This window comes from Corynebacterium timonense (genome assembly GCF_900105305.1).
GTDB classification, from domain to species: Bacteria; Actinomycetota; Actinomycetes; order Mycobacteriales; family Mycobacteriaceae; genus Corynebacterium; species Corynebacterium timonense.
Genome location: NZ_LT629765.1, coordinates 38,348 through 53,757, shown reverse-complemented (window position 1 = coordinate 53,757; position 15,410 = coordinate 38,348). Strand labels below are relative to the sequence as shown.

Below are 15,410 nucleotides of genomic sequence, written 5' to 3'. Positions count from 1 at the left end.
GAATATTATTCTGGGCGCATGTCTGACGTCGATAAGCTGCTTCGAAGCCACCTCGCCCCTCCCCCGCGCACGCTTATCGACGTCCTCGTCGCCACCGCCACAGCCCACCCCGAAGCCGCCGCGATCGACGACGGCGAGGTCATCACCTACGCCGAGCTGGTCGAGCGCGTGCGCGACGTCGCGGCGCAGCTGCACCGGGCGGGCATCCGCCGCGGGGACCGCATCGGCGTGCGCATGACCTCCGGCACCGCCGACCTCTACCTCGCCATCCTGGGCACCCTGTGGGCCGGCTGCGCGTACGTGCCCGTCGACGCGGACGACCCCGACGAGCGCGCCGAGATGGTCTTCGGCGAGGCGGGCATCGACGGCATCTTCACCGACGAGGGCTTCCGCGCGCTCACCCCGCCGCACGCGGGCGACACGGAGCCACCCGCGATCGACGACGACTGCTGGATCATCTTCACCTCCGGCTCCACCGGCACCCCGAAGGGCGTGGCCGTGACCCACCGCAGCGCCGCGGCCTTCGTCGACGCCGAGGCCCGACTGTTCTGCCAGGACGACCCGCTCGGGCCTGAGGACCGCGTGCTCGCCGGGCTCTCCGTCGCCTTCGACGCCTACTGCGAGGAGATGTGGCTGGCCTGGGGCCACGGCGCCTGCCTCGTGCCCGCGCCGCGCTCGCTCGTGCGCTCCGGGCAGGACCTCGGCCCGTGGCTGATCCGCCGCGACATCTCCGTCGTGTCCACGGTGCCCACCCTCGCGGGGCTGTGGCCCGCGGAGGCGCTGGACAACGTGCGCCTGCTCATCGTCGGCGGCGAGGCCTGCTCGCAGGAGCTGGTGGACCGCCTGGCCACCCCGGAGCGCGAGATGTGGAACACCTACGGGCCGACCGAGGCGACCGTCGTGGCCTCGGCGGCGCGGCTGCGTCCGGGCGAGCCCGTCACCATCGGCTGGGCGCTAGACGGCTGGGACCTCGCCGTCGACGGCACCGAGCTGGTCATCGGCGGCGTCGGCCTGGCCCGCTACCTTGACCCGGCGAAGGACGCCGAGAAGTACGCCCCGCTGGGCGACTGGGAGCGCGCTTACCGCACCGGCGACAACGTCCGCGTCACCGAGGCCGGCCTGGCCTTCATCGGCCGCGCCGACGACCAGGTGAAAATCGGCGGGCGGCGCATCGAGCTCGGCGAGGTGGAGGCCAACGTGGCCGCCCTCGACGGCGTGTACAACTCCGCCGTGGCGGTGCAGACCACCGGCGCCGGCGACAAGGTCCTCGTGGGCTACGTCAGCCTCGACGACCCCGCCCGCGCGTGGGACGTCGCCGCCGCCCGCGAGCGCTTGGCCGAGCTCATGCCCGCGGCCCTCGTGCCGCGCCTGCACGTGATGGAGGAGCTGCCCGTCCGCACCTCCGGCAAGGTGGACAAGAAGGCCCTGCCGTGGCCGCTGCCCGCCTCCGCCGAGGTCGCCGGCATGACGGAGACCGAGGCCTGGCTGGCCGGGGTGTGGCTCGACGTGCTGGGCATGCCGGTGGAGTCGCGCGACGCCGACTTCTTCGCCCTCGGCGGTTCCTCGCTCGCCGCCGCCACGCTGGTGGCGCGGCTGCGCGAGCGCGTACCCACCATCGCGGTGCGCGACCTCTACGACCACCCCCGCCTCGAGGCGCTGGCCACCTTCATCGATTCGCTCGGCGCCCCGGCGCAGACCGCCCGGGAGCGCCGCGTCGCCCCCGTCGGCGCGGGCACCCGCCTCGCGCAGACCCTCATCCAGGTGCCGGTGATGACGCTGCAGGCCGCCACCTACGTCACGTGGTGGGCGATCGTGGCCACGGCGCTGGGGTGGCTCCGCCTCGATTGGGTTGCCCTCGCCGTGGCCTTCGTCGTGCTGTGCACCCCGCTGGGGCGCCTGCACATCGGCCCGCTCGGCGCGAGGCTGATCCGCGGGCGCATCGCCCCGGGAGACTACCCGCGCGGCGGCGTGACGCACATGCGCCTGTGGGCCGCCGAGCGCTGGATCCAGGCCTCCGGCGCGCTCAGCATTTCGGGCTCGACGTGGGTGGCGTACGTGGCGCGCCTGCTCGGCGCGACCGTGGGCCGGGGCGTCGACGTGCACACGCTGCCGCCGACGACCGGCCTGCTCACCCTCGGCGCGGGGGCGGCCATCGAGCCGGAGGTGGACCTGTCCGGCTACTGGCTCGACGGCGACACCCTGCGCGTCGGGGCGATCTCCATCGGCGCCGACGCGCGCGTCGGGGCGCGCTCGACGCTGCTGCCGGGCACGCGCATCCACGTCGGCGCGCACGTCGAGGCCGCCTCGACCGTCACCGGCGACAAGCCGGTGAAGAAGAACGCGCGTTGGGCCGGCTCGCCCGCGCGCAAGGTGGGCCGCTCGAAGCACCGCTTCCCCGACCACCGGCCCTCGCGGCGCCCCTGGTGGGTGTGGGCCTACGGCCTCACGGCGCTCGGCTTGGCGCTGCTGCCCGTCGCCGCCGGCGCCCTCGGCGTCGCGGCCGTGCTCGCGCTCATCGCCGTCACGGGCGGGCACCCGGCCGTCGGTGCGCTCCTGTTCGCGCCGGTGGGAGGGGTGGTCTGCCTCGGGGCGTCGATAGTATTCACGTGGTGTGGCGTGCGCGTGCTCTCGCGCGGCATCCACCCCGGCGTCGCCCCCGTGCGCTCCGTCCAGGGTTGGAAGCTGTGGACCATCACGCGCTTGCTTGACGACGCCCGAACGCGCCTCTTCCCCCTCTACGCCGGCGCCCTGACGCCCGCGTGGCTGCGCTCCCTCGGCGCCACGGTCGGGCGCGACGTAGAGATCTCCACCGCCGTCATGGTGCCCGTCCTGACCACTGTGAAGGACGGCGCCTTCCTCGCCGACGACACCCTCGTGGGCACCTACGAGCTCGGCCACGGCTGGGTGCGCACCGCCGAAACCACCGTGGGCAAGCGCGCCTTCGTGGGCAACTCCGGCATCACCGGCCCGGGCCGCAAACTGGCCAAGAACTCGCTGGTGGCGGTGCTGTCGTCGGCACCGAAGAAGTCAAAGGCCGGCTCGAACTGGTGGGGCTCTCCGCCCGAGCGGATGCGCCGCGTCGAGGTCGAAGCCGACGGCGGCGAGGCGCTGACGTACCGGCCGAGCGCGAGCGTGAAACGCAAGCGCGGCGTCGTGGAGACGATGCGCCTGCTCGCCCCCATGGGCCACGCCATGATCGTCGCGGCCTTCCTCGTCGGAGTGTACTACGCGCTGGTCCACCTCGGTTTCTGGGCGTACGCCCTCGGCGGCCTCATCTTCATGGCGTGCGGCGCCGCCGCCGTCGCCATGGCGTGCGTGGCCAAGTGGGTGTGCGTGGGCGCGCACCGGCCCGGCGATCACCCCCTCTACAGCTGGTTCGTCTGGCTCAACGAGCTCCAAGACCAGTTCATTGAGCTCGTCGCCGCGCCGTGGTTTTTCAACCACGCCTACGGCACCGGCGAGATGAACATGGCCCTGCGCGCCCTCGGCGTCCGCGTCGGCCGCGGCGCGTGGATCGAGTCCTACTGGTTCCCGGAAACCGACCTCTGCAGCGTCGGTGCCGGCGCCAGCGTCGGCCCCGGCACCGTCGTGCAGACGCACCTGTTCCAGGACCGCGTCATGAGCCTCGACACCGTCACCGTCGCCGAGGGCGCCACGCTCGCGGCGCACTCCGTCGCCCTGCCCGCCTCCACGATCGGCGCCGGCGCCACCGTGCGCCCCGGCTCCCTGCTCATGCGCGGCGACCAGGTCCCCGCGGGCACGCAGTGGCAGGGCAACCCCATCGAGCCGGTGTAGGCGCAGAACCACCCACTCCCCACATCCTCTCCCCTGCGCTAATATCCCGCCGGTGGAACAGAAATCCTTTCCGCGCAGGCTGGGCCCGGCGCGGTTGACGACGGCGGGGTTCCTCGCGTTGATTCTGGTGGGCACGGTGCTGCTGTGCCTGCCCTTTTCTTCGGCGGATGGGCAGGCGACGGCGCCGCTGCCGGCGCTGTTTACGGCGACGTCGGCGACGACGCTGACCGGCCTCGTCGTGGTGGACACGGGCAGCCACTGGAGTGTGTGGGGCCAGCTGATTGTGCTGTGCCTGATTCAGGTGGGCGGCTTCGGCATTATGAGCGTGGCCACGCTCACCGGCATGCTCATCACCGGCCGGGTGAGCCTGCGGTCGCGGCGCTCGACGGCGGCGGAAGGCCGGCCGATCTCCGGGGAGGGGGTGCGCGCGACGCTGGTGGCCACGTTGGTCCTGACCGCCGCGTGCGAAGCCGTGGTGGCGGTGACCCTCGGGCTGCGCTTTGCCATCACCTACGACATGCCCGCCCTGCGCGCGGCGTGGGAGGGCGTTTTCCACGCCGTGTCGGCGTTCAATAACGCGGGATTTGGCCTGCGGTCCGACAGCCTGGTGTCGTACAACACGGACGCCTGGGTGCTGCTGCCGCTGGCGGGCGCGCTCATGATCGGCGGCCTGGGTTTCCCGGTGTTGTCGGAGCTGTATTCCCGCGCCGTCCACGGGCCTCGGCGGCTGTCGGTGACCACCCGGATCACGCTCGTGGGCACCCTCGTGCTCGTCGTGTCGGCGACGGCGCTGGTGGCGCTGAGCGAGTGGCGCGGGGTGCTGGCCGACATGCCGCTGGGCGTGAAGCTGCTCAACGCGTTCTTCAGCGGCGTCACGCCGCGCACCGCGGGGTTCAACTCTGTGGACTACGGGCAGGCGCACCCGATCACGCTGATGCTCACGGACATCTACATGTTTATCGGCGGCGGGTCGGCGGGCACGGCGGGCGGTATCAAGATCACCACAGCGATTGTGCTGCTGGGGGCGATGTTCGCGGAGTTCCGGGGCAGGGGCGAGACTGTCGTCGCTAAGCGGAGCGTGCCCGCGTCCGCCGTGCGGCAGGCGCTGACGGTGGCCGCCGCGGGCCTAGCTGCCGTGGCCCTTGGGGTGGCTGCGCTGCGGGTGTTCGACCCGGAGTTCACCGCCGACCAGGTCGCGTTCGAGGTGGTGTCGGCCTTTGCCACGGTGGGGTTGTCCACCGGGATCACGGCGCAGCTCAGCGCCGCCTCGCAGTGTGTACTGTGCGTGTTGATGTTTCTCGGGCGCGTCGGGCCGTTCACGCTCGTCGCGGCGCTCGCCGCGCATAACGTGGCCCGCAGGTTCGACTATCCGAAAGAAAGGCCGTTCATTGGCTAACTTCCCCGGCGCGCTCCTGCGCGGCAGGCAGAAAATTGATATTCCCCCGGTTGTCGTCATCGGGCTCGGCCGCTTCGGCGGCTCCCTCGCCTACGAGCTCACCCGCTGCGGGGTGGAGGTCTTAGGCATCGACGCCGACGAGCGGGTCGCGCGCGAGTACTCGCAGGGGCTAAGCGACGCCCTCGTCGCCGACACCACCGACGCCGAGGCGCTGCGCCAGCTGGGCATCCCGGAGATGGGCCGCGTGGTCCTGGGCATCGGCTCGGCGCTCGAGGCGTCCATCCTCACCGCCTCTAACCTCGTCGAGCTGGGCGTCGCCGACATCTGGGCGAAGGCGGACTCGGAGTCCCACGCCCGCATCCTGCGCCAGCTCGGGGTCCACCACGTCGTGCGCCCGGAGCACGACACGGGCCGGCGCGTCGCGCATCTGCTCGGCGGCCGCTTCCAGGACTTCGCGGAGCTCGCGGACAACTACGGCGTGATCAAGATGGTGCCGCCGCGCACGCTTCTCGACGCCCCCCTCGACCCCACCGCCCTCTGGCGCACACACCACATCCAGGTCGTCTCGGCGCGCACCTCCGCCGGCGCGTGGCAGCCGGTGTACCCGGGCGCGCGCCTTACCCCCACGGACCTGGTGGTGCTGGCGGGCGCGCCGGATGATTTGGAGCGCTTCTCGCGGCTCTAGCTCGCAGCAACCTTCGTTGCGCGCTGCCGCCTGCGCAGCTCGCGCCACAGGATGAGCCCCAGGACGGTAAATACCAGCACGCACACGGCGACCATCCACCACGACCACGCCCACCCGCTTACAGCGGGCTCGGCCGCCCCCGGGTCGAGCGGGGCGCGCTCGGCGTGGACGAGGAGCCTGTCGGTGTTGAGCCCGTAGGGGGTACACGTGATGAGGGTGAGTTTATCTTTGCCGGGCTCGTAGGTGACGGCCTCGTAGTTTTCCGGTTTGACCACCTCGCGCCCCACCATGCGGTAGCGCAGACGCTCGCCCATGACGTCAATGTAGATGTCCTCGCCCTCTTTGAGGAGGGGCAGCTGGTCAAACATCGCGGCGTTGACCATGCCGGTGTGCGCGGAGATGACGGCGTTGGTGCCATCGCCACCGACGGGGAGGGTCGAGCCGTACATGTGGCCCGCCGAGTCGTAGAGCACCTTCGGATCCGTGGTGTGCACAACGGACAGATCGACGTTGATCGCGGGAATGCGCACGCGCGCGATGGTGGAGAAGTTCTCGGGCAGGGTCAACTGCGACATGTAGTAGTCAAAGCCGTCGTCTCCCGGGATCGGGGCGCGGGCGTGGGGGCCGGTGGCCAGCAGCCACTCATTGTACTCGTGCGCTCGGCGAAGCTGTTCGGCGCGCGCTTCGTCGCTGAGGGAGGTCATAGCGCCCGAGTACGCCTCGTTCTGGCGGATCATGCTGTAGTGGTTCGCCAGCGTCGACACCACCGGGTACAGCAGCAGCGCCGCCCCGAGCAGCAGGACGATGAGCGAGACAACATTGCCGCGCTTTTCAGACGTTTTCACTCCTCGCCAACCCCGTTTCCGCTGCCGCGGCGGCGCAGCACGAGGCCCGCCGCAATCAGCGCGACGGTGAGCGCGACGACGCCGAGCACGCCCGCGCCTGTCGACGCCAACCCAGCGCGCCTGCCCTGCCCCGCGCCGGGCTGCTCACCAGCGGTTGCTCCCCCGCTGTCGTTCGCGCCACGCCCGGGCGCCTCCCCGGAACCGGCACCGGGCCCAGAACCGGCGCCGGGCCCCTGACCCGGCTCCTGACCCGGCTCAGCGCCCGGGGAACCGTCGCCAGTGGAGCCATCGCCGTCGCGGCCAAAGCACGCGGCGCGGCTGACCACGTTCACGTGGCTGGTGTGCGCGACCTCGACGGGGCTGCGCAGAGCGTCCATGCCGTCGGTACGCAACGTCGCCGTCGTCTCCAGGGTTCCCAGGACCTCGCCCCGCTTCACGGTGCCCCACGGGCCTTTCGCGTTGACGCGCGTTGGCACGCGAACCTCAATGCGTGTCGCGGTGTCAGCCTGGCGTGCCTGCGCGAGAGCGCGGCGAGCGGACTCCGTCAGAGTAAACGTCACGGTGCCGTCACCGCCGCGTTCGACCGTGTAGTCCGTGCCCTCATCGAGCGTCCGTTCCACGCCAGCGCCGAGCATCCGAAGCTCCGGGCGAGTCAACGCGGCCGGCGCGCCCTGGCGCTGGGAGGCGGCGGCGAAGACGTCGGGGTCGGTAGAGTTCAACCACCGCAGCGTGTGGCCGACGGAGAACTCCAGGGTCACCTCGTAGGTCGCAAGGGTGCCGTCGGTGCTCGGGTTCGGAGCGTTGAAAACGTAGGTGTACTCGACGGGGGTATCCGGCGCGGCCGCGTCGAACCACGCGGGGGTCGTACACCGTGTCCGCGGGGTGGACACGGCTCCGAGAACCTGCGCCTTCGGCACCACCGTGCGCGATTGCGCCCCCGGGGCGAGGACGACGACCGCGGGCGAGTACGACACCCGCGCGTCGCGCGTGCCGGGGTTGTCTCGCACCTCGACGAGATACACCCCATGTCCCACTCCAGTGAACCGGGCCCGGCCATCCGAGGTGGTGGCGCGCGCGACCTCGGGGAACGTCTCACCAGCACGCACACGGGCGGGGATATCAAGCTGGCTGAGCTGCTCCTGCCCGGCGGCCGTCGTGGGGTCGATGCCCTCGACGCGGCGCAGGACAACCTCCCTGTCGCCGATCCGCTCGAACCAGTCCGCCCCCACAGACTCCACGAGGTCGATCACGACCGTTCCAGATTCCTGCGTGTACGCGGCCGGCACCGGGGTCGGCACCGTGGCGGGCAGCGCAACGGGCGCGGCGAGCGCGACGAGCATCGCCGCTGCCGCGCTCAGCAGGTGTCCGCGTGGGTTCATCGGGGGTGTCCTCAGTCGTTCGTGGCCTAGTTGTTCTTGCGGCGCAGCTGGTACGCGGCGCCGGCGACGAAGAGCACGAGGCCGAGGGCGAGCAGGATGATCATGGTGCGTTCACCGGTCGCCGGGAGGCGGCCGATGATGGTGTCGCGCACGTTGTTGACGGTGGCGGTGTACAGGGGGCGCTGACCTTCCGGCGTGGGCGCCGGGTTGAGGTTAAGCGGGGTGGGATCCGGGTTGAGCAGGTAGCCGCTAGGCGGAGTGGTCTCGACCGCGCAGTACTGCTTCTCCGGGTCGAACTGCAGGGCGTATCCGGCGGCCACAGCCGGCGCCGCAGCACTGCCGCCGGCGGCCTCGAGGTCCGCGCTGGCCGGTGCGGTGCCTTCCTGGTTGGTGCCCACCAGCGGCTGCGCGCCTTCGGCAACGACGTAACCACCGTTGTCCTGGCTGGTGCACTCGTAGACGTTGAACACCGCGCCCGCACCGGTCGCCTCGCCATCGACATTTTCGCCGTTGACGGTCTTGCTCACAGCGACGTTGACGTACTGGGTGATCACCTCGCTGCCCTGGCCGTCGTCCTCCGTCGCCGGTGTCGTGTCCAGCGGGTCCTCGGCGTTGGGGATGTACACCTGCGCCGTGTTGCTCACACGGCCGTTGGCGGGGATCTGGGTCACGGTGGCGTTGAACTCGACTTCCACGGCGAGGCCTGGGTGAGTCGCGCGCCATGTAGCGAGCTGCTGGCGCCCCTCGGCGGTGAAGTTAACCGTCAGCGTGTTGGCCGCGTCATCCCACGTGACGGTGTAGTGCGCGGGTTCCAGGGTGGCGCCGTCGGGGCCGCCGGTGACGGTCACGCGCGCCGGCTGGATCGCGTTGTACGTCAGTTCCGCCTGGAGGGTGTCTTCGATGCGGAACTGGTTGATCGTGCGGGTGCCGTCGCGCAGGACGTCGCCGGCGGGCACGGGGGCGTGGATGGTGTAGACGATGTCCTCGCCGACGGTGACATTGGTGTCCTCCGCGGATTTAGTGGGCTCGAGGAGCTGGTTCTTCGGCGAGATCGTCGGCGTGTAATTGAGCGTGCCGTTTTCCAGCAGCGGCAGGGTGACCAGGAAGGGGGCGGCGACGGTGTAGTTGCCGTTTTGTAGTTCGGTGACGCGGTACAGGCCCACGGTGAGCTCGTCGAACACGGCCCTGCCGTCTTGGCCGGTTTGCTTGGTCACCTCGTCACCGGTGACGGGGGCATTCGCGGCACCAGCAGCAGCGATCTCGGAGGCTTCCTGCCAGCCTGCTGCGGTGGTGAGCGGGTTGTTCATCTGGACGCGCTCGACGCGGAACGAGGAGCCTTCGAGCGGCGTAGTTGAGCCGACCTCGCCGAGGCGCTTGTCAATGGTCAGGCTGACATCGGCGTTGGGGTTCACGCCCGGCGCGACCTGCGACGGGGCGGGGGTGGTCTCCTGGGCGATGGCGAGCGGGGCGGCAGTGGCCACGGCGGCCGCGGCCGCGAGGGCCAGGGTCTTCTGGGTCATGCGGGACATGTGTGGTTCCTTTTCTGGAAGGCGCTGAAAGCGGCGGGGCGGGGAGGGCGGGCGGGGACGTTTATCTGTCGGGGTGTCATGGCGGTGTGTTACGAGACCCCGTACAGTCGGCGCAGGTAGCGGGCCAGCTTAACGCATCGCATGGGAGCCTCCTTTCACCTCGTCGCGGCGCAGGAAGCGCCAGGCGCCGTAGCCAAAGAGGAGCAGGCCGATACCCAGCAGCCAGGCGAGGGTCTGCATGCCCGTATCAGGGAGGAGGCCGCCGAGGATGCCCGTCAAGCGCAACGCGCCGTAACCGTCGGTGGCCACGACCTTCTGCCCGTTCGAGTACGCGGCGACGCCGACCTCGCCGTAGTAGGAAAATGTCCTATCTGTTGGCTCGGCGGATATGTCCACGCTGAACGTGCAGGTATAGGTCTCGTTCGGCGCGATGGTCGTCAACGGGCACACCTCGGCCGGGATGGCGCCCTCTGCGCCGACGAGCGCGGACCCTGTGTCAGAAGCCACGGTGTAGCCCGCGAGGGAGGGGTCTGCGATGGCGGCCAGCTCGGCGTCGAAGACGCCCGTGTTGGCCACGGTGTAGGTCACCGTGAAGCTGGTGGCGTCGTCGGCGAGGATCGCCCGGTCAGCGACCGCTCCTGTGACGGCGCTGACAGGAGTGCCCGGGATCTTTTTGGTCACCGCGATACCGGGGAAGCTGTTGAGCACGGACACCGCCCAGTCGGCGCCGGCGCGCGACGTGTCGTTGGCATTCGCGGCCAGCGGCGTGAACACGACACGCCGGTTCTCGGGGTCGGCGCTACTCCCGCCAATCCGGGCCCCCATGTCGTCGATGCTGAGCGCAGGGTCGACGTTGTGGTTTCCGTTGTCCACCTCCGTCACGACGCAGGGCCGGTTGACGGGCACATCCCTGATGAGGAAGCTGCGGCCCGCCTTGAGCGTGAACTCCTCCTCCTCGGCGTCACAGGCGTGGCGGAACGCGAATGTCATGCCCTCGCCTTCCGCGCCGACGGACTCCTTGGTAAAGCGCACGTCGTAGGTCGCTCGCGGGTGATGGAACTCGGCTCCCACGACAAAGGTGGTGCTTGTGCTCGGGGCGTCCCCGGGGACAGTGAACGTGGTGTCGTAGGTTTTGGCGGGGACGTCGTCGATTGGGACGTCGACAAGCGGCGTGGAGGAGCCCGAGTACGTGGTGCCGTTCCACGAGGCGAATCGCAAGTACGGACGGCGATCCCCGCGCACCACTTCCACTTCGCCGCGCGCGGCGAGCGCGGGGCTGTTCTCGAAGGTGATGTGGCATTCGACGCCGACGGGCAAGGCGAGGGTTGTGTCGGCGAGGACGGTGCCGTCGGTGGTGGGCAACACGCCCTCGATGACGGATTCCAGCGGGTAGGTCCTGCGCGTCTCCTCCGCACCGCAGGTGACTGCGGCGGTGTAGCCTTCCGGCGCGGCGCCCACGAGGTATCCGCTTTGGCGCAGGATGAGGCCGACGGGGCTCGTGCGGCGCTCAAAGGTGTTGGTGAACGTGAAGACCGTCGGCTCCGACGCTCCTGGGGCGGGCGCGCGGCCGGTGGCCACCCTCGGGCGCTTCGGCTCGACGTCCTCGTTGGAGCCCGAGGTCACCGTCAGTTTCAGCTCCGGCGGTAGCCCCACGACGGTGGCCTCCTGGAACGTACACAGCGAACCGGCCGGAACCTCGGCGGCCGGGCTCGAGTACCTCCCTGAGGCGTCGAAGTCGCCACGGCCAAGCGAGCCGGGGATGACGGCGTCGCCGACGCCGATGGTGTCCGTGCGGTAGCCGATCGCCCTGCACTGCGCCGCGAAGTAGAACCGGGAGTCCTGGCTCAGCAACGCGAGGTCTTCCTCGCTGGCCTTGACCGTCTTGTCAAGCCGCACCGTGGAGTATTCGTAGCCGTATCGGTTGGTCAGTGTGACGTGGTTGTCGGCTGCGCGGTCGGTGGTCTGGATGAGCGGGGACTGCGTGATACCGTCATCCAGATCGACGTCGCGCGTGACATTGCCGCCGGCGCGGTCAACCACCCAATCGACCTCCTCGGGGCGCAGGTACGCCTCGAGGTTCTGATCGCCTTCTTTCATGGTGAGGTGGAGAGGGCCGAACTTGTCGCCGCTGAGGAAGCAGTCGGCCCCCACGGGCACCCCGGTGAAGGTCGTCGTGCCCTCGCCTTTGATGGGCTGGGTCGCGGTGTGCAAGTCCGCAGTGTCACCCGTATATGGGTCCCTGCACACAAGGTCGAACGAATGCTCGTGAAGCTGCTGCTGCAGGTCCTGCCCCGAGTCGGCGTAGTGGCCACGCACGTCGCCGGGCAGGACCGCGATCTTTTCCAGCGTGATGTCTGTCAGTCGGCGGGCGTAGTTGTTTTCCAGCTGGATGAGGTCGTCTCCGGCCCGGGCTGTGAAAGTGATGCTGTTGCCTTCACTTACGGTGGCTCCCTCGTCCGTGTTCAGACCAATGCGTGTGCGCAGCTCGATGCCCACCGCCGTGGTCGTTGCGCCCTCGGATCCGACGCATTCCGCGCCCTCCGGGATACCACCCTGGCTGAGCCGCTGGCCGTTCATGATGGTGGTGCTAATCCTCACCCCGTCTGAGCCGTCGGGGTTGGTGCAGGCCAGGGTGATGGGAAACTGGCGCTCCCGCTTCACCTGTTTGCGTTCCTCGGAGATGTACTGCTCCGTTGCCTGGTCAAAGGTCACCGATTTGATGGTGGTCACCGTCGAGAGCTTGTAGCTATATACCGCCGACACGCCCAACACGGTGCTCTCCCCCACGGTAAACGGCACCCCAAGCGCGATGTTGTCCGAGTCCGCGGACGCGAGGGTGACCTCGCGGTTGATCTCGTAGGTGGTGCCGTTGTAGTTCACCCGGTGCAGGTCGTCCACCGGCTCCTCAGTGAGCACGCATTCGCTGCCGAGGGAGAGCTCTTCCGCAGGGACGTGATACGTTTGCGTGTTCGTCAGCGAGAAAGTGTACGTCTTGCTCTGCGGTAGAGGTGATTCGGGGGTCGCGGCAGCCCGGCACGTCAGGCGGTAGGACATGCCGTTTTCCGGGATGAGGGCGCCCACGCCGCCGAGGCTTTGCACCACGGTGAGCCCTTCGCCAGCCGGGGTGAACACGTTGGTCACCGTCACCGTTGACTCGGGGGCGGCAACGGTGAGATTCTTTTCGGCCACGTCGGTCGACATCACCAGCGCGGCGCCGTACTGCGGCGGGTCCTCGGTGAAGGTGCAGGTGTTGCCGTAGGGCACGCCCATCGCCCCGGATTGGTCGTTGGCCGCCGGGGTCGAGGCGGAGAGAACGACCCGTCCGCCCGCGCTCACCTGCGCGGAGCCTTCCAGCACAACGACCTGGGAACCGATGTTGCGCACGCCGCAGTTGAACCTGATGGTGTAGGAATTGGGGGCGGGTGTGCTCGCGCTGTTGCGAACAACCTTGGCCACCGCGACGGTGCCGAGCTTGTAGTCGTAGGTGTTCACGACGGTGACAAGGTTGCGCTCGCCCTGCTGGCTCGGCCACACGGTGAGCACGGGAGTCGTGCGCCCGTCGGCGTTGTCGACGACGGTCAACACGTCGTTCGCGTCGGTGGCGCGCAGCTGCGCGCCCGCAAACACTGTGTTCTGGGTGTCGCCGGGGTTGTCTTCCCACATCGCGCACTGCGATCCCACCGGCACTTCTTGGATCACCGCGTCGGCGCTCTCCCCGCCGACGTGCACCGTCCCCTCGACGATCCTGCCGGTCGGCGCTTCGCAACGGTAGTGCACCGCGTACGTCTTCCCGGCCAGGTCGCCGCTACCTGAGGCCGGCCCATCAATCACTTTGGTCACGGACACGTCGCGGACGACGTACTGGTAGCGCGTGCGGAAGTGCATTTCGCTTCTCGACGCCTCCCTGACCGGCAGGGTGAAATGGTACGAGTAGTTAGCACTCGGGTCGACGGGGACAGGTGCGCCGTCGACAGTAACCTCGCGCCCCGCGAATGCGATCTGGGTGCGCTGGGCGCCCTCAAGGTCCGTCAGCGGACGGACGGTGCAATCTTGCCCGACGGGGATGCCGCTCACCTCTGTGCTGCCTGACACGCGCGATCCGGAACGTGTCATCGAGATGGTGGCGCGCCAGGGCGCGGCGTTGGTGGCCGCGCAGATGATCTCAAAACTGTAGGAGCTGAGCTGGAAGCCGTCCTCGACGGGCTGGCCCAGGATCTCCTTGCTCAGCACCAGCGTGCCAGTGCCGTAGGTGTATTGGTTGTAGGCGTGCGCCGTGTTGGTGTCTTGGAGCTGCACCTGGTGGGTCGCGCTGCCGCCGTTCGGCGCCTCCGCCGGCGCCGTCGGCGGTTGGTTCCACTGCACGTCGAGTGTCGTCCCCGCCGGCGGCCGCGCCGACGCGGTGTCCTCCCGCACGGTGCAGTTCGCGCCCTTCGGCAGGGTGATCACCGTCCTCGTCGTGCCCCGCTCGACCTGAACGGAGCCGGTCAGTGCAATGCCCGGGTAAGCCTGGGTCACGGCAACGCCGCTCACGGCCAGGTCGGCGCACGCGTAGGACAGCGTGAAGGTGCGGCGCTGGAGCTCGTTGAAGTTTTCCGCGTTGCCCGTGACCGTTTTCCGCAGGTTCAGGGTGGACGGCTGGAATCGGGTTTTCCACTGCACCGTGCACGAGGGGACGCGTCCGGACGGGTCGGTGACCACGACCTCGCTGCTCGTCCCGTTAGCACTGTTGTTTACCTTGACCGGCATATCGCCCGGCTCGGTTCCAGCGGTGAAGGTGCGGGTGAGGGCGGTCGAGTTGGCGTCGGCAAGCGTGCATGTCCACGTGGGTTCATAGCGCCGCGTTGCCAGGCCCGCCTGGGGGCCGGTGGCTGTCGACCGGTAGACCACAGACCCCGCGTAACTGCCGTCGGCGTTGCGGCCGCGGATGTAGGCGCCGGTCGTGCCGGGCGCGGCGTCGATGCGCGTGTCGGTTCCTCCTTGCCTGGCGAACACCTGGAAGTCGCTGGGCCGAAACGCTGTGACCTGCCCGGTCTGACGCTGCTCAAAGACCTGCGAGTCCACCGACACCGGCGCGGACGGGACAGAAGCGCGGGACAAGTTGATGCCCATGGCGAAGGCCTGCGGCTCTCCGCGGCTACCGGCCAAGGCGATGCGGAGGCCTGTGGGGTTGAGCCGCTCGTACACCCAGGTACCGGGGCGCGCCGGCGGGTCGCCCACGATCGCGCCCGGGATGCGGCACACGAAATCCCGGAAGTTACTGGTGGCGTAATACCATTGGATGGCGCTTCTAAAATTGCCCGGCCCGAACATCGTGTCGCTGTGGGGATTTCTGGAGGAGCACGCCTCCTGGTACCCGTTCGGGGTGATGCGCATGTAGGGGCCGTTGCTCCCCCTGTGGCCACCACGGAAATCATCTCGCCGACGGTCCCGTTGCGTCGGGTGCCCTCCGCGTCCGCAAGAATCACGCGAAAGTCCTGCGGCACCCCGCCACGGGTCAGGCTGATGTTGCTGATGTCAACTTCGATGTAGTCCGTTTGCTGTTTGCGCACGATGGGCGTTTTCGGGTCCCCGGCGTAGGGGGCGAAGACGCGCTGGCCCGGCGTCGTGTCGCCGAACGCGGAGTCCGAGTTCATCCGGGCTCCCGAGGTGCCGAAGTTGCCGTCCGCGTCGTCTGTATTGGTTTGGTACACCTGCATCGACAGCGTGTACGGCCCGATGGTTTTGGTGACGCGCTTGCTGTCCTCGCTCAGCTCGGAGGCCGTAAAGCTGATCCAGCACGTG

Annotated in this window: 7 protein-coding genes; 3 read left to right on the top strand and 4 right to left on the bottom strand. The window is 69.3% G+C overall.

All coding sequences use genetic code 11. The features are described 5' to 3' along the window. Positions 1 to 18: 18 nt before the first annotated feature. Genes BLT81_RS00220 through BLT81_RS00210 form a run of 3 tightly spaced genes read left to right on the top strand, consistent with a single transcriptional unit; the run spans position 19 to position 5,876 of the window. On the top strand, positions 19 to 3,795 hold the full coding sequence (locus tag BLT81_RS00220; RefSeq protein WP_019195156.1) for a Pls/PosA family non-ribosomal peptide synthetase: 3,777 nt from the start codon (positions 19 to 21) through the stop codon (positions 3,793 to 3,795). A 52-nt stretch (positions 3,796 to 3,847) separates the two neighbouring features. Then, entirely contained in the window at positions 3,848 to 5,191 is a 1,344-nt protein-coding gene (locus BLT81_RS00215) for a TrkH family potassium uptake protein (protein WP_040421881.1), read from the top strand. Next, on the top strand, positions 5,184 to 5,876 hold the full coding sequence (locus BLT81_RS00210) for a potassium channel family protein (protein WP_019195158.1): 693 nt from the start codon (positions 5,184 to 5,186) through the stop codon (positions 5,874 to 5,876). The genes BLT81_RS00215 and BLT81_RS00210 overlap by 8 nt, the downstream gene beginning before the upstream one ends. On the opposite strand, the gene BLT81_RS00205 is transcribed toward BLT81_RS00210, so the two are convergent. The 4 genes from BLT81_RS00205 to BLT81_RS00190 form a co-directional block, all read right to left on the bottom strand. Further along, positions 5,873 to 6,721 carry a class C sortase gene (locus BLT81_RS00205; protein WP_019195159.1) on the bottom strand — a complete coding sequence of 283 codons (849 nt, stop codon included), beginning with the start codon at positions 6,719 to 6,721 and terminating at the stop codon, positions 5,873 to 5,875. The genes BLT81_RS00210 and BLT81_RS00205 overlap by 4 nt on opposite strands. Then, positions 6,718 to 8,100: an isopeptide-forming domain-containing protein gene (locus BLT81_RS00200; RefSeq protein WP_083337231.1), complete on the bottom strand. Its 1,383-nt coding sequence runs from the start codon at positions 8,098 to 8,100 to the stop codon at positions 6,718 to 6,720. The genes BLT81_RS00205 and BLT81_RS00200 overlap by 4 nt, the downstream gene beginning before the upstream one ends. A gap of 26 nt (positions 8,101 to 8,126) precedes the next feature. Beyond that, entirely contained in the window at positions 8,127 to 9,629 is a 1,503-nt protein-coding gene (locus tag BLT81_RS00195) for a SpaH/EbpB family LPXTG-anchored major pilin (protein WP_019195161.1), read from the bottom strand. 129 nt (positions 9,630 to 9,758) lie between these two features. Next, positions 9,759 to 15,002, bottom strand: a complete 5,244-nt coding sequence (locus BLT81_RS00190; RefSeq protein WP_083337230.1) for a DUF5979 domain-containing protein — start codon at positions 15,000 to 15,002, stop codon at positions 9,759 to 9,761. Between the last annotated feature and the right edge of the window lie 408 nt (positions 15,003 to 15,410).

Bases quoted from the DNA above. Each gene is read 5' to 3' on its own strand.
- BLT81_RS00220 (WP_019195156.1), top strand. From the start codon at position 19: ATGTCTGACGTCGATAAGCTGCTTCGAAGCCACCTCGCCCCTCCCCCG.
- BLT81_RS00200 (WP_083337231.1), bottom strand. From the start codon at position 8,100: ATGAACCCACGCGGACACCTGCTGAGCGCGGCAGCGGCGATGCTCGTC.
- BLT81_RS00195 (WP_019195161.1), bottom strand. From the start codon at position 9,629: ATGTCCCGCATGACCCAGAAGACCCTGGCCCTCGCGGCCGCGGCCGCC.
- BLT81_RS00190 (WP_083337230.1), bottom strand. From the start codon at position 15,002: ATGCGCATCACCCCGAACGGGTACCAGGAGGCGTGCTCCTCCAGAAAT.